14 protein-coding genes and 2 pseudogenes are annotated in these 15,693 nt (G+C 43.7%); 12 read left to right on the forward strand and 4 right to left on the reverse strand.

What is annotated here, in order from left to right; genetic code table 11:
• Window positions 1–106 precede the first annotated feature (106 nt).
• Both LPKJCM_RS05575 and LPKJCM_RS05580 read right to left on the reverse strand, forming a co-directional pair.
• Window positions 107–901, reverse strand: a pseudogene (locus LPKJCM_RS05575) (MFS transporter); the annotation flags it as partial.
• 23 nt (window positions 902–924) lie between these two features.
• The gene (locus tag LPKJCM_RS05580) at window positions 925–1,890 is read right to left on the reverse strand and encodes a glycoside hydrolase family 43 protein (protein ID WP_057961249.1); all 966 of its coding nucleotides are present in this window, start codon (window positions 1,888–1,890) and stop codon (window positions 925–927) included.
• Window positions 1,891–2,160: 270 nt separating this feature from the next.
• Between LPKJCM_RS05580 and LPKJCM_RS05585 the strand changes: the two genes are divergently transcribed.
• Window positions 2,161–3,051: an ArsR/SmtB family transcription factor gene (locus LPKJCM_RS05585; protein ID WP_057961250.1), complete on the forward strand. Its 891-nt coding sequence runs from the start codon at window positions 2,161–2,163 to the stop codon at window positions 3,049–3,051.
• 92 nt (window positions 3,052–3,143) lie between these two features.
• Entirely contained in the window at window positions 3,144–3,677 is a 534-nt protein-coding gene (locus tag LPKJCM_RS05590) for a hypothetical protein (protein WP_225364136.1), read from the forward strand.
• 89 nt (window positions 3,678–3,766) lie between these two features.
• Here the strand turns inward: LPKJCM_RS05590 and LPKJCM_RS05595 are convergent, their stop codons facing one another.
• Entirely contained in the window at window positions 3,767–4,477 is a 711-nt protein-coding gene (locus LPKJCM_RS05595) for an alpha/beta hydrolase (protein ID WP_057961251.1), read from the reverse strand.
• A gap of 268 nt (window positions 4,478–4,745) precedes the next feature.
• Here LPKJCM_RS05595 and LPKJCM_RS05600 point away from each other — a divergent pair, with 268 nt between their 5' ends.
• From LPKJCM_RS05600 to LPKJCM_RS05615, 5 genes and pseudogenes are all read left to right on the forward strand, one after another.
• Window positions 4,746–5,792 carry an SGNH/GDSL hydrolase family protein gene (locus LPKJCM_RS05600; protein WP_057961252.1) on the forward strand — a complete coding sequence of 349 codons (1,047 nt, stop codon included), beginning with the start codon at window positions 4,746–4,748 and terminating at the stop codon, window positions 5,790–5,792.
• 184 nt (window positions 5,793–5,976) lie between these two features.
• Window positions 5,977–6,881 (forward strand): annotated as a pseudogene (locus LPKJCM_RS05605) (restriction endonuclease).
• Between the two features lie 96 nt (window positions 6,882–6,977).
• Entirely contained in the window at window positions 6,978–7,106 is a 129-nt protein-coding gene (locus tag LPKJCM_RS13745; protein WP_263851680.1) for a hypothetical protein, read from the forward strand.
• Window positions 7,097–7,285: a hypothetical protein gene (locus LPKJCM_RS05610; RefSeq protein ID WP_057961253.1), complete on the forward strand. Its 189-nt coding sequence runs from the start codon at window positions 7,097–7,099 to the stop codon at window positions 7,283–7,285. The genes LPKJCM_RS13745 and LPKJCM_RS05610 overlap by 10 nt, the downstream gene beginning before the upstream one ends.
• Before the next feature lie 127 nt (window positions 7,286–7,412).
• Window positions 7,413–7,973, forward strand: coding sequence for a TMEM175 family protein (locus tag LPKJCM_RS05615; RefSeq protein WP_057961254.1), 561 nt, complete (start codon window positions 7,413–7,415; stop codon window positions 7,971–7,973).
• A 120-nt stretch (window positions 7,974–8,093) separates the two neighbouring features.
• Here the strand turns inward: LPKJCM_RS05615 and LPKJCM_RS05620 are convergent, their stop codons facing one another.
• A complete protein-coding gene (locus LPKJCM_RS05620; RefSeq protein ID WP_057961255.1) occupies window positions 8,094–9,203 on the reverse strand; it encodes a hypothetical protein in 1,110 nt (369 codons plus the stop codon).
• 406 nt (window positions 9,204–9,609) lie between these two features.
• Here LPKJCM_RS05620 and trpX point away from each other — a divergent pair, with 406 nt between their 5' ends.
• From trpX to LPKJCM_RS05645, 5 genes are all read left to right on the forward strand, one after another.
• The gene (gene trpX, locus LPKJCM_RS05625; protein ID WP_057961256.1) at window positions 9,610–10,611 is read left to right on the forward strand and encodes a tryptophan ABC transporter substrate-binding protein; all 1,002 of its coding nucleotides are present in this window, start codon (window positions 9,610–9,612) and stop codon (window positions 10,609–10,611) included.
• Entirely contained in the window at window positions 10,608–11,507 is a 900-nt protein-coding gene (locus LPKJCM_RS05630; RefSeq protein ID WP_057961257.1) for an ABC transporter permease, read from the forward strand. Before trpX ends, LPKJCM_RS05630 begins: the two co-directional genes overlap by 4 nt.
• The gene (locus tag LPKJCM_RS05635; RefSeq protein ID WP_057961258.1) at window positions 11,500–12,273 is read left to right on the forward strand and encodes an ABC transporter ATP-binding protein; all 774 of its coding nucleotides are present in this window, start codon (window positions 11,500–11,502) and stop codon (window positions 12,271–12,273) included. The genes LPKJCM_RS05630 and LPKJCM_RS05635 overlap by 8 nt, the downstream gene beginning before the upstream one ends.
• Window positions 12,274–12,611: 338 nt before the next feature.
• Window positions 12,612–14,132, forward strand: a complete 1,521-nt coding sequence (locus tag LPKJCM_RS05640) for a YfcC family protein (RefSeq protein ID WP_057961259.1) — start codon at window positions 12,612–12,614, stop codon at window positions 14,130–14,132.
• 213 nt (window positions 14,133–14,345) lie between these two features.
• Window positions 14,346–15,692 carry a M20 family metallopeptidase gene (locus LPKJCM_RS05645; protein WP_057961260.1) on the forward strand — a complete coding sequence of 449 codons (1,347 nt, stop codon included), beginning with the start codon at window positions 14,346–14,348 and terminating at the stop codon, window positions 15,690–15,692.
• Window position 15,693: the final 1 nt, after the last annotated feature.

The raw sequence follows: 15,693 nt of genomic DNA on the forward strand, positions 1-15,693 counted from the left end.
TAGACAAAAGATCAGCTCCTAAAAGATGGGTTTGTGGTAAACACCATTTTAAAGGAAGCTGATCTTTTTTGTCCGAACAGCGTTCGGATTAATTTTACAATCTACCATATGCTTGGGTACCTTGAGCAGCGGTATTGAAGAATGTCTTGAAGAAAATGATGAATTGTTGATCGAAAACATCATAAATAGCTGAGGCCCCAATGTAGAAGATTGATAGGTACCAGAAGTTCTTAATCTTGAAGATCTGGCCAATTTGTTTCATGTCAAGCTTGTTGGAGGTGTCACCAGCAGCAGCGGCATTATCCATATCGATTTTATCACTGAACAACAGTAAGCCAGTCAGAATGGTTGCTGAAATTGAACATGCCCAGAAAATCGCATTTGGCTGCCAAATGAAGAGTTGACCACCTAAGAATGAAGCACACATTCCAGCTAATGAGCCACCCATCCGTGAGTGACCGTATTCAAACCGGTTAGCTAGGCTGGCACGTTGAACATACTGTTCAATAACTGAAACACCACCATTAAAAATGAAGCATAAAAAGACACCGGTGATGAGCGCAACTAACAACGAGTTAATATGCATCAATGGGAGAAAGACCCACTGGAAGTACGGTCCAATTAACATGGCCGCAATCGAAATCATAAATAGCAAATTCTTTTTAAAAACTAATTTATCTGACCAAATACCAAAAACTGGTTGGAATAACAAGGACAAACCAGACATCGCTGAGAACACGATTCCGGCCTCGGCGCCATTCATATGGCCAACTTGTTCCATCCACAGGGTTAAATATCCAAAGATAATCTGCCACATGAAGAAGTAAGTGAAGTGGGTAAATGGGAATCCCCAGAAATGCTTACTCTCCTGTTTTTTGGGTGCTTCTGCACTATTTTGCATAATCAAATGCCTCCTGAAGTTTATTAATCATAGTTATAAGGAACGGGTTTACCAAAGTTCGGGGTCCCATCTGCATTCCAGGTAAACGCCTGAACCTTGGTGTGACGGTTCGGATCATACAATGGATCGCCTTTAATTTCGGTGTAGTCTCGGCAATGGTAAACCAGAATATCGGTCTGACCATCTTCACCAACCGTAAATGAGTTGTGCCCTGGTCCATATTGGTGAGTCGCCATATCACTCTGGAAAACAGGTGTCTTGGACTTAGACCAGTTACTTGCATCCAGTAAATCTTGATCGTCTGGAATACTCAACATCCCCATTGCATAATGTTCGTCAGTCGCACTAGCAGAGTACGTCAAGAAGAAGCGACCATTACGATGGATAACGGCGGGCCCTTCGTTCACCCAAAAACCAATCGTTTCCCAATCGAATTCAGGTTTTGACACCATGACTGGCTTAGTTTTCAGTGTCCATGGGTTTTCCATTTCAGCAATGTACAAATTGGAATTACCTTTGATGTCAGGATCTTTTTGAGCCCAAACATAGTAGAGCTTGTCATTAGCCTCAAAACAAGTGGCATCAAGTGAGAAACTATCCATGCCAGTTTCAACTTGGCCATGTTCTATCCAATCATCTTCGCTGCGCATTGGGTCAGCATTATCACATTCAATGCAGAACATTCTGTGCTGGAACATGCCATTCTGATCCAAAGCAGTGGTTTCAGCAGCGGCAAAGTAGATGAACCACTTGCCATCAATGTAATGAATTTCCGGTGCCCAAATCAATTGACTCATGGGACCGCTTTCGTGTTTGCGCCAAATTGTCCGTGGTGCAGCATGAGCAAGTCCTTCCAATGTTTTGGCACGACGAATTTCAATTAGGTTATATGCCGGTACTGAGGCAGTAAAGTAATAGTAGCCGTCTGTATGTTTGTAAATATATGGGTCAGCTCGCTGAACAATGAGCGGGTTCGTATAGACTGTCAATGTAAAATCTCCTTTTCTCTAGTTCCTACGTAGTCATTCGATCACCTGTGCACATACTTATCATATTTCCGGTCAACCGTTTAGACAAGCTAATATATAAATGTTTTGTCACTTTTTGACTTAAAAGCATACTTTTGCTAATATAAAGGCGTGTCGAAAACGGTTTCAATTTTAAGATAAACATTTATGTTGATTCAATATTTTAAATATACTCAAAGTGAACAAATACCCATTAGTTAAAACACCAGAATTGAGTAAGGAGGCACAAGGGTGGATTTAAATATCTCCAATGACTCGCTTGAGGTCTATAAGGCTTTAGCGAGTCCGGTCAGGATACAAATTATTCAGACGCTGTCGTCAAAGCGAATGAGCGTCCAAGAATTATCCAAACAGCTACAATTAAGCAGCACCATTGTTCTCATGCATTTAAATAAGCTCGCTGACGCTGGCATTATCGGCTTTGAGCGGCAGGGTCACAGTAAAATCTCCTATCTAAAGGTCGACAATATCAACGTCCATTTTCCAACGACTATTTACCCCGCTTTTGCGGAGTATCAAACACAGGTCCCAGTGGGTCAATTTACAGATTATTCGGTTACCCCTTCCTGTGGGCTGGCCGGGAAAAACGACTACATTGGTAAAGTTGATAATCCCAAGTATTTCATGAGCCCTGACAGAATTAAGGCAGGCATGATCTGGTGGACAGACGGTTTTGTCGAGTACCAATTTCCAAATTATTTGGAAGATAAAGATAAGCTGGAAATGCTGGATCTCTCAATGGAATTGGGGTCAGAATTCCCATTTTCCAACAATGTCTGGCCATCTGACATCACGTTTTATATCAATGACGTCGAGATTGGAACGTGGACCAGTCCGGGAGACTTTTCCGATATTCGCGGGAAATACACCCCGGATTGGGTGCCCGATAACGTTAACCAATATGGTCAATTAAAAGTTGTGCGAGTGACGGATCACGGCAGCTACTTGGATGGCCAGCCGTTCACCGATGTTTCCATCGATGATATCGACTGGAAGAAGCCAACTGTAACCGTGCGCTTTGCAATCAAGGATAATGCTAAGCACAAGGGTGGCTGCACCATTTTTGGCCATGGATTTGGCAATTATGATCAAGATATTCAGATGAAGCTTTTTCATAGCTAATAGACATAAGAATAGGATGGCGATTATTGATGGAGTTTGAAGATCGAATGTGAGAATTTATCCTAAGCTTTTTGGAAACTCAACCAAATCATGTGAATTTAAAAACCGTGCAAACGTTGATTGATTATGGTAAAAACAATTATTATCGGGCACCAAAGATTTTAAACGAATTAGCAAAGATGGATCAAAAACATGAACAAGTTTTGACCACGACCTTCGATGTGGATTTCGTTGATGGGGTGAAATTGTTCGACAACCATGCAACTAAATGGCTGACGGAAAAAGGATCCGCCTACCTTCAGGAACTCAAGCATCAGCAAAGTACCGCCGACAAAATTGACCTTCCTCACGAAGATGCCGTATCTGAAGCCACCCAGTTTGACGGGTATTTGTCCCAGCTGACTTCAGTTAAAAACTCACTCAAGAGTCAATCTGAAAAGGTGACCCTCCAAGAATTTGCCCTTGAGTTGCGTCACTTACTCGCAGACACTAAAAAGCTGGACAAGGGCGCCCTCAATAAATTCAAGCCATTCGTCGACCGCAACTGGAACGAGCTTTCAACGCCAATGACGCCCATTTTAGTCGAGTTGTCCAGGAGATTTCTGATTGAAAAAAGCTATGATTGATTAGACCTATCTAATGAAAAATGAGCACCAAACTCCACTGATCAAAGAGTTTGGTGCTCATTTAATATCTATTTAAGCTAACAACCTTACTATAATGACTGAAGCCATCCCAGACACAATGGGAACCACTTGGCAAAGTGTTCATCAGTCCGATCGCGATTAACGACGCCGACAAATTGATTGGCTAAGCTGAAGCCGTGGCCGCCAGTGGCAAATTCATGCACTTCGAAGTTAATGCCGTTCTTGTACAACGCTTCTGTGTATGGGTAAATGTGTTCGATGTATGGTGCTAATTCATCCCCACGGGCGCCAAACAGGAAGGTTGGCGGCGTGTTCTTGGTGACTTGTTTGGTCACATCTTCACTGTGGATGCCAATTTTTTCATCAAGTGCCTGTGTGAGAACAGGGTAGCCTAAGATGGCAAACTTGGCCTTAGTATCTGGTTGGTTGGAATAAGCCGCTGCCAGTTGACCACCGGCAGAGAAGCCGATCACCCCTAATTTGTTGGTGTCGACATTCAAGTCTTTGGCGTGGTCTGTGATATAATCAAATGCCATAGAGATGCTTTGCTTGGCATCCTGGTAGTTTTTCTTTTCATTAACTGGATATTTCACAACGAACGCTTGATAACTCTTGGTTAGAAAAGTCAGCGCAACGCGGGCAGCATCCCGTTCTTTAAATGTTTTGTAACTACCGCCGGGTAAAATCACGATTCCTGGCAATGAAACATCACTTTCGGCATCGTAAATGTCTAATTTGATCTCTTTATCTTTATCAAATACAACTTGTTTAAAATTCATCCAATCACCTCTTCTTCTATGATAAGTGGTGACTGGCAAAATTGCCATTGGAAAAACAATTAATTATCGTCGGATTGCTTGTTGAGACTGGGTTTTAATCGCATATTGGAATATTTTATTTACTTATTGCAATTTTTTATAACCTTCAAAAATATTTTGTCGTATAATTAGAAAGTTAATAGTCGATATATTATCATAGATGCGGGGAACGGTATCTAATGATTATCCGAATGGTTCATAAATATCAATTTTCTGGGGAGAAAATTCAATGATTAATTTCTTTAATAAACACATCAAGCTGTTTTTTGCGGCCTTCGTTGTGGCATCGATTTCATTTGGAATCTATAGTCACCCAACCGCAGACAAAGCCAGCGTTCAAGTTGAATACACCACGCAGACACATCCACACGCCTTTGCGTTGAAGAAAAACGCCAAGTTGTACACGGACGTTTATTTGGAGAAGTCGGTTAGTGCCAAGAAGTTCTTGAAGACGGCGTGGTATCGCAGTCAATCTGCCAAGTTAATTTACGGCGGTAAGAGCAAGGTTGTCTATCGGATCAGCAACGCCAATCAAACGGACAAATTCTGGGTATTGAGTTCTGCCGTGAAGGATATTACATCGAAGTCTTATAATGTCAAATTGGCTGCTGCCGGTAATAAATTCACTGGTGAAAAAATCGGCGTCTTTGGTGACTCGATTCCGGCCGGTTGGGACGGCTATCACTTTTATTTGAATAGCTCATACCCTGACTGGACAGCCAAGTATCTCGGCACCAATACGGCCGTGGAAAACTTCGCCTGCCCGAGCGGTCGAATTGTCGGCCACCGTTATGCTTATCTGGGAACAACCTTGGTTCCACAAGACTTGTCCGCCGCAATCAAGGCTCACCGAAATGACATCAAGAAGATGAATGTAATCTTTGTTCATATTGGGACCAACGATTATACCAATTATTCCGGTTCGGGCAGTTTGAAGAACGTGATGCGTCACTTGCGTTACAACATTAAGCTTCTTCAAAAGCTGAATCCATCGGCAAAAATCTACGGGATCCTGCCAATTTCCAGGTTTGACGCCAATGGTATGAACCGCGACAGTATGAGTGATATGTATGGCTACACCTATCACGACTTAAGAGCAGCTGAAGCCAAGCTATACAAGTCAATGGGCGCCAAAGTGGTGAACTTCCAGCAAAGCGCGCCAAATGCCATTACTAACAGCAACAAGGACGTAGCTTTAAAAGACCATGAAATTCACCCGACAGCTCAAACAGCTCAGAAGCTGGGGTACGCGTTGGCGAAGTCAATTGTTAAGTAAGTTAATATCGCAGGCTTTGAAATGTCCGACCAGTGCATATGACTAGTCGGACATTTTTTGTGCAACCAACCCAAGACAGAGGTAGCTGATTAGGTAAGAGTTAATTGAATGTTTGCCATATTTTTTACGTATTTATTTATCCGAATGGTAAAATTTAACTAGTAATGAAATGGGAGTAATTTAAATGGCAAAATATAGACGAAGAAATGCTGAGGCAGCAATATTACGGGCACTAAAAAGTTTGGGCGGCTCCGCTTCTAGAGATGCACTTAGAGATTCTATTGCAGAAGATACCGAAAGTGGCTTCACATATGAAGATGTTTTCAACCGGGTCGCCTCTCGAAATGGTAAAAAATACAACCCGTTTGATTTTGATTTTAATTTTGGAATCAACAATCTTTATGCAACGGGTTACGTCGAAAAACCCGAACGGATGAAAGATATCATTCTAACTGAACAGGGACGGCTAAGACAGTCGATCAACTTCCCCACCGATAAAGAAAAGGCCATTATTGATCGTTATTGGAAAAAGCGGATCGCCATTAATCGTGAGAAAGAAACTCCAAGGCAAAGGACGTAACCGATCCAGTGGATGAAACCGAGGATGTAGATAATGCGGATAACGAAAACTGGAAGTCCGAGCTGATTGATCAACTCAACTCATTTACGCCGGGCAAGTTCGAAAGCTTTTCCCGATTACTAATCTCTAAAATGGGCGTTAAAATTGACGAGAAACGCGGTAAGATCGAATTCCATGACCATGGGATTGATGGTTTCGGTTATTTTGAGTCCGATGAATTTCGAACGACCCGTGTGGCCATTCAGTCCAAAAAGTTTGCAAACAACTCCGTATCAGAACCTGATATTGATAAGTTCAGGGGCGTGATGGATAGCTTTAACGCAGAATATGGCATCTTCATTACGACAAGCTATTTCACAGATTCAGCAAAGAAAAAAGCGGTTCAGGGATCGAAGTCTGTAACGTTGGTGGACGGTCGACGAATTGCTGAACTGGTCGCCAAGTATCAATTACACGTCACGCCGGTTGAAACGTTCACTCTGGATGACTATTATTTCCAAAAGGATTGATTGTTTGCCAGCTTCGAAATGCAAAATCATCTTCGTTTTACGGTACTTCTTATAGTGATATAGATTTGTTGCCAACTAGCTGAGGGAGTGTGTCTGATGATTCTGTTAAAGGCCAAACATGTAACAATTGAAGCCAAAAGGACAACCGCAAAGGAAGCCGTCAAGGGCCTGATTGGCTGGTTGGGCCTAGGCCTGATCTTCTGGGGAATCAACAAATGGCAGTAACATACACGGACGCACAGAGAAGAGCGACCAAAAAATATCGAAGCAAGCACAGAGAGCGGACGAATTATTTGAATAAGCGGACGGTTGCAAAAACCTTTATCACCAAATATGGGACGCTTGGAGATATTCGTGCACTGCAGAAGTTAATAGATGTACGATTGGATAACGAAGAAGCCTAGTATGGCTTCTTTATTTCGTGCGAATATTGTTTGCCACCGAGCTCAGAAAAGCATCTTTTCACTTTGATGTTCGTTTTTCTCACCACATTTTTTCTCCTCAATGCTATACTTATCGCGAGGTGATACCATGAACAAAGAACGGCTAGAAGCCTTTACAGACGCAATCATTGCCATTGCAGCAACCATTATGGTCCTGGAACTGCAGACACCAAAGGAAGCGACAATTCAGGGGCTCGGTGAATTGTGGTCTGTGTTCTTATCCTACATTGTTAGTTTTGCCTTGATTTACATTGTTTGTTATTCGCATCACAATATTTTTGAAAAGGCAGATTACATATCAACCAAAACATTTCTGCTGAACGGTGTGTGGCTGTTTTTTCTCACCCTGGCACCATTTACAACAGCCTGGATCGGCAAATTCCCCAACGATACGCTGCCGGAATTCATTTACGCCCTTGTTTTGCTGTTGTGGTCAGTCACGTTTCAAATCATGGACATCCAAATTAGGCACGACAATCCGACCGCACAAAAGGATCGGACATCGTTATTCCAATTCCGGCTGGTCTTATATGGTGGGATGGTTGCTGGAATGATCGTGTCATTTTTTGTTCTAATCCTCACTTTGGTGATTACTGGCATCACAACCTTGACGATGATTTTGCCAATGATGAAAGGTTCAAAAATTTAGACAATAAAGGCGCCAACCTAACTTGTAAGCCCAATTTAGGTTGGCGCCTTTATGTCTAGTCTAATTGTCAGCTCGTCCTAAAATGAAGACATAGCCATAGCGACTTGCTAAATCGCCTGATTAACCACTTGGCATCACAATATTATTAACAATCTGGATACCAAGCTTATAGCCTGACATTGAAGCACGTTTGCTATCCGTGTAGCCTTCTTTATCCAATAACTTTTTAATCCCAGCAATCTTGGTCGCGTTCGAAGACTTATGGTTGGTATACAACCATTTTTGAAGTGCCGGGAACGCCTTGATATCGGTGTAACCCTCTGTGCTGATCGGGTTTGGATCGCCATCAACATCATTATCGAAACTATCATAGTTGTAAGCGGCAATCTTTGATAGTCCCAAATCAGGCTGGGAGTTAGGGAACAGCTTTGTGATTTCTCTAGCTAATTTCTGATTTTTCCCAGTTTGGAGATAATGATTGAAATCCGTATTGTTCACGAAATAACGCATATCCACATAATTCATTCCAGTATGATCTGGATTCAACCCGCCGGTAATGGCAGACTCTGCAACATACCCACGAGTACCTTTGGTTGTCCCATTCAAGGTACCGACAAGGTAAACGTACTTGGTGTCCTTACCGTTGTGACGCATAACAACTGTGTGCGTCTTGTTAAACACAGCTCCAGGATAATCCTTCAAGTTCGCCCGCTTTGTCGTATGGGTATAATTCCATACGTACACATTTTTGGCCTTGTAAGAATCCTTAACGTGAAAATAATCGTATTTGTTATACCATTTTGTACTGATTATCTGATAACCATAAGGACTAAAGCCACGGCGCAATGCATTGGTTCGAACATAGCCTTGCATGTGCCCCGTGCGGTTAGCAACATAATAGTAAGTAGCACTTTTTAGCTTATGATAAATACGGACCTTCTTCTCAACAAACCACGTGGTCGCTTTATGGCTAGCAAGCTTATACCCTTTTTTATAGAAGGCATTTGCTTTGATACTTTTATCAAAATATTGATTATTCCACACAGAAGCTTGGGTATTTGGCTTTGCGTAAAAAGCCACATCCTCAGTATAATTGGTATAATTCTTGTAAGTCTTGAGTGTTTTGACCCGATAATTATTGTGTGCAGCCTGTGCTGGTTGTGAATTGGCCACGATTGCTAAAGTCGCAAAAGCCAGCATCACACCGATGAACTTAATGATTTTTTTCATGAAATGAACCCCCTCTTTCACTAGCAGAATATCATGATTAGGTTACCGCAGTGTTAAATCACGCATTCATTTTTGTAATAGATTCAGACCGACGTGTTGACGAACGATAAACAATCATTTAAAATTATAGGTATTCTATCACGAAAGGAAAGATTGCTATGAGTTCACTTGTTAATCGCAGTTGGCAAAGCCGGTAACAAGTCACATCGACACAGATGCGACTTGATCTTAAGCATGCGATCATGAGCGCATCTGTGCCGGCAATCTTTCGGAAAACGAACGGCCTGGGCAGATGATTTCGGCAGGCCGACTTATCACGAGTATTTCGGTCAGACCGGAATGCTCGTTTTTTGTTCGCATCACTGATGGCGTTACATATTCATTCAAATTGAGGGAGACAGCTATTATGAAGAAAAAATATTTAATTTCAGGTGTTGTATTAATTTTTGTCGTTATCTTGGGCGTCGCATTTTTCCAAGGCAACCAGAAGCAAAAGCCCCAAGCAAAGCCAACGGTTGGGATTCTCCAGTTGATGTCGCATCCAGCTTTGGATGCCATCCATAAGGGCATCATCCATGGTCTTGACGAAGAGGGCTATAAACCTGGCAAGAACATCAAAATTGATTTTCAAAACGCTCAAAATGATCAAAGTAATTTGAAAACCATGAGCACGAAATTTGCCAATGAAGATGCCGACCTGTCAATTGGGATCGCTACCCCTTCTGCCCAAGCATTAGCCAACACAATTACTCACAAGCCGGTTATCCTGGGGGCAATCACTGATCCCAAAGGTGCTGGTCTGGTCAAGAATAATGAAAGGCCCGGCGGCAACATCACTGGCGTTTCCGACCAGGCCCCATTAAAAGAGCAATTAAATCTGATCAAGCAATTCATGCCTAAGATGAAGACGTTGGGGATTATCTACACCTCCAGTGATGACTCTGCCGTGGCCCAGTACAAGATGTTTGTCAAACTCTGCAAGCAGGAAAATGTCCGTTTGAAAGCCTACTCAATTGCCAACACCAATGACCTGACCCAAGTAGCTGAACAAGCGGTTCGCTCAGTCGATGCCATCTACGTCCCAACCGATAACACGATTGCCGGGGCGATGCAGACATTGGTTGGCGCAGCGAATAACGCCAAAGTGCCGGTCTTCCCAGCCGTCGATACGATGGTCAAACAAGGCGGTGTCGCTACTTACGGCATTGATCAGTATGAATTAGGGGTCGCAACCGGTAAGATGAGCGCCCAGATCTTGAAGGGCAAGAAGAAACCATCAACCACCCCGATTAAGTTCTTCCGTCACGGAAAACTAATTATCAATGAAAAGCAGGCTACTAAGTTGGGAATCAAAATTCCAGCAAACCTCTTAAAAGAAGCCCAACAAAAAGGAGAATTGATCAAATGAGTATTATCGTCTCAGCCATCGGCCAAGGATTAACCTGGGGAATTGTCGGGATTGGCTTATTTCTAACCTTTAGAATCCTGGATTTCCCAGACATGACCGTTGAAGGAACCTTTCCAATGGGCGCAGCCGCCTGTGTGGCCGCTATTTATTCGGGTGCTTCACCATTAGTTGCCACCTTGATTGCCTTTGTTGCCGGCATGCTGGCTGGTTTGGTAACCGGTCTGTTGTATACCAAGGGTAAGATTCCGGTGTTACTTGCCGGAATCCTGGTGATGACCGCTGCTTACTCAGTTAACCTACGAATCATGGGCAGAGCCAATTTATCTCTGTTCGACAAGCCAACCATGCTGAAGAACCACTTCTTAGAATCACTGCCGCCATATTTTGATAGTGTCGTTCTCGGGATCATCGTGGTGGTGATTGTCACCGCACTGATTGTCTACTTCTTGCAGACCAATCTTGGCCAGGCATTCATTGCTACCGGTGACAATCCCAACATGGCCCGTTCGCTTGGAATCAGCACCGATGCCATGCAAATTATGGGATTGGGTGTTTCCAACGGTCTGATTGGCCTTGGCGGGGCATTGGTTGCTCAAAATAACGGCTTTGCCGACGTCAATATGGGCATCGGGGTCATCGTGGTGGCCCTGGCTTCGATCATTATTGGCGAAGTCGTCTTTGGTGATTTAACGATGAACCAGCGGCTGATCGCAGTCACGATCGGAAGCATCTTGTACCGATTTGTGATTTTACTGGTCCTCAAGTTAGGTTTCAACGCCAATGACTTGAACCTCATTTCAGCCATTGTCTTGGCATTATTCATGATGTTCCCGGTTTTGGAAAAACGGTTCCGAATCCGGCATACTTTAGCAAAGGGGATGACCAAGCATGACTGAGCCAATCTTTGAACTTAATGATATTGTCGTTACGGTCAACCACGGGACTCCTGAGCAGATTAACATCATGGACCACGTGAATCTATCCGTCTTCCCAGGCGACTTCATTACGATTTTGGGGTCAAACGGTGCCGGCAAATCAACTTTGTTCAACGTCATCGGCGGTAATCTCCCAGTGACCAGCGGCCAAATTTTACTGAATGGAAAAGATATCACCAACATGTCTGTCGAGAAGCGGACGCGGTTCTTGAGTCGGGTGTTCCAGGATCCAAAGATGGGAACTGCGCCACGAATGACCGTAGCAGAAAACTTACTCCTGTCAGAAAAACGAGGTCAGCGGCGTGGATTTGCCCCGTGTCACCTCAAGACCCACATGGACAAATTCAAACAAATTACTTCGGTGATGAATAACGGCTTGGAGCATCGACTAAACACTGCCACTGGTAAGCTCTCCGGCGGCCAGCGTCAAGCCCTCAGCTTCTTAATGGCAACCATCAAGCGCCCCGACATCCTCTTGTTGGACGAACATACCGCTGCCCTTGACCCGCAGACTTCACAGGAGCTAATGACTGCCACTAACGATCAAATTACCCGCAACCATTTAACTTGTCTGATGATTACCCACCATTTAGATGATGCCCTGAAATATGGTAATCGCCTAATTGTCTTGGATAATGGTCGAATCACTTACGATATCGCGGGTGACGAGAAAGATAACCTTACGAAAGAAGAATTACTGAGTTTCTTTAATGATATTGAAGAGTAATGCACGATGGCTTTTATAAATGAAATGTCAATGTAGTCGGTACAAGCAATTCTTGCGGGTGCCGGCTTTTTTGCGCTAATTTTTCTTAAATACGTTTGAAATCCTGAAAAGTCGGCTAAATATCTTAAATAATTTGGATTATGAGAGTTTTAAAAGCGCTTTCTTTTTATATTTTATATCTTCTTATTTATAATGGGGGCGTACAAATTATCTATTGCCATTCCTGATTGTGAAGAAGTATATATTCGTAACTTATGTAAATAATTCGATTTTTCTTCACAGAATCTTTATAGATTTTTTGTAAACTATAGTCAGTAAAGGAAAAGGAAGTGAACATTATGCAAAATCAACAATCAACTCCAAAGAAACGTCGATTTAAGATGCCTTCAGCCTATACAATCTTATTTCTGATCATCATTTTTGTTGCTATTTTAACTTGGATCATCCCTGCCGGACAGTACAACACCGATAAGGCCGGCAATATTATTGCCCACACCTACAAAGCGGTAGCTTCCAATCCACAGGGAATCTGGGACGTCTTCTCCGCCCCGATTTATGGAATGGTCGGAAATGATACGACGGAAGGTGCGATCTCCGTTTCACTGTTCATCTTAGTGATTGGTGGCTTCTTGGGAGTCGTCAATCAGACTAAGGCACTTGACGATGGAATTGCAACTGTTGTCTCAAAATACAAAGGCAAGGAAAAAGTTTTGATTCCCCTGCTGATGATTTTGTTTGCACTTGGTGGGTCGACTTACGGTATGGCCGAAGAAACCATTGCCTTTTACCCACTGTTAATTCCAGTGATGATTGGTGTCGGCTTCGATTCACTGGTGGCCGTCGCAATTGTCCTGGTTGGTTCGCAAGTCGGTTGTCTGGCATCAACGGTTAACCCATTTGCGACCGGTGTTGCCTCACAAACGCTGCATATTTCACCCGGAGACGGCATTATCTCCCGGGCAGTGTTATTCGTCATCGTTGTGGCAATTAGTATTCTGTTTGTTTACCGATACGCAGCCAAAATTGAAAAAGATCCTTCAAGGTCTTACGTGTTTGAGCAGCGTGAGGAAGATTTGAAACGGTTTGCTTTAAACCATGAAGACCAACCTGGCACCAAGATGACCGGCCGACAAAAAGCCGTTCTCTGGATGTTTGGACTAACCTTCCTGGTCATGATCATGGGCTTAATTCCGTGGGATCAGATTAACAAGAACTGGACCTTCTTTACCAGCTTCACTAAATGGGTTCAAGACGTCCCATTTCTCGGAAGTCTGGTAGGCTCCAACCTGGTACCGTTTGGTTCCTGGTACTTCACGGAAATTACGACCCTCTTCTTCTTAATGGCAATCGTGGTCATGTTTGTCTTCCACATGAAGGAGTCAACATTTATTGAATCATTCTTAGCCGGAATGAGCGATTTCATGGGCGTTGCAATTGTTGTTGCCGTTGCTCGTGGCATTCAAGTTGTCATGAATGATGGTAATATCACCGCAACCGTCCTCCACTGGGGTGAAATGGGCTTGTCCAACCTCGGCTCGGTCGTCTTCATCATCTTGGCATACGTCTTCTACATCCCAATGTCCTTCTTGATTCCATCAACGTCAGGCCTAGCAGCTGCAACGATGGGGATCATCGGACCAATGGGTAAGTTCGCCGGCGTCGACCCAAGCTTGGTGGTAACTGCGTACCAGAGTGCATCTGGCTGGGTGAACCTAATCACACCAACATCAGGGGTTGTGATGGGCGCTTTGACAATTGCCCACGTCAATATCACCACTTGGTGGAAGTTCATGTTTAAATTGATGATTTACCTGTTCTTGGCCACTGCGATTTTCTTAGGGGTAATGGCACTGTTGTAGAGAGCGCGACGAGGGCTGGTTGACGCGGTTTCCAAGGATACTTCGATTGAAGTTCCTGGGTTTGGAACTTTAATTGAAGTACCCTTGGAAGTTAGCGTCTGGCCCGTCGGAGCGCGTTTCCACTCGGTAAAAGGAATCCACAAACAACCATATACCTCAAAGAAAAACCACCAACCAAAACCACAAAATTCAACCTAGGAGGCACCAACAAAAATGTCTGAAAAATTAGTCACAGAATCAGAACAAAACGAAGCTGTTGAAGGCTTAAAACGTCTTGTCAGCAAACCCTCAGTTAATGATCCGGCTACCGTTTCCAAAACCACACCATTTGGTCAAGAAATCGATGATGCCTTAACCGAAGTCTTAAAAATTGCCGAAGAAAATGGCTTCAAGACCTTTAAGGATCCTGAAGGTCACTATGGTTACGCCGAAATTGGTTCCGGTGATAAGATTTTCGGGATTATCGGCCACGTAGATGTCGTCCCAGTCGGTGATCCAAACGATTGGGATTCTGATCCATTTACTGCAACCGTCAAAGACGACTACATCTACGGCCGTGGGACTCAAGACGACAAAGGACCATCAATGGCAGCAATGTTTGCCGTTAAGGCCCTGGTTGATCGCGGATACAAATTTAATTGCCGGATTCGATTCATTTTCGGCACGGACGAGGAAACCCTTTGGCGTGGCATCGCCGTGTACAACCAAAAAGAATCGCCAATCGATTTTGGAATCGCGCCTGACGCTGAATTCCCGCTGATTTACGCTGAAAAAGGTTTGGAGCAATCTTACCTGGTTGGCCCTGGTATGGATAACTTGTCCCTTGATTTGGAAAATGCTTTTAATGCCGTTCCTGCCAAAGCCCCTTACAACGGGCCAAAGTTGGATGAAGTCAAAGCCTCACTGGACAAACACGGTTTCAAGTACGAAGATCACGGCGACGATGGCATCACCGTCGTAGGTAAAGCCGTTCATGCCATGAACGCTCCTCAAGGTACCAACGCAGTCTTGCGGTTGGCAATTGCCCTGGACGACGTCTTTGACAGTCCCGTGCTTGACTTCTTTGGCAAGAAATTCCAAGAGGATGCGACTGGCACCAATCTACTTGGTGATGTCGAAGATAAGGCTTCTGGTCATTTGACTATGAATATTTCAAGTCTCAAGATTGATCAAAAGGAAACCCGCATGCAAGTCGACATGCGGATCCCAGTAACCGTTGATCATGATGAATTGATTGAAAAGCTTAAGAAGGCCGCTGAACTATATAACCTGCACTACGAGGCATTTGACTATGTTGCACCACTATATGTCCCAACTGACAGTGATCTGGTCAAAACATTGATGGCAACCTACAAGGATCTGACTGGTGATGACACTCAGCCGCAAATCTCCGGTGGCGCCACCTTTGCCCGGACCATGAACAACTGCGTGGCCTATGGTGCTATGCTGCCAGGAACCCCTGATTTTATGCATCAAGTCAATGAAAATTGGGAGCTCAAAAGTATGTTTAAGGCAATGGATATCTATGCTGAAGCAGTTAAGCGCCTCTGCGTTGATTAAG

This window comes from Lentilactobacillus parakefiri (assembly GCF_002157585.1).
GTDB lineage: Bacteria > Bacillota > Bacilli > Lactobacillales > Lactobacillaceae > Lentilactobacillus > Lentilactobacillus parakefiri.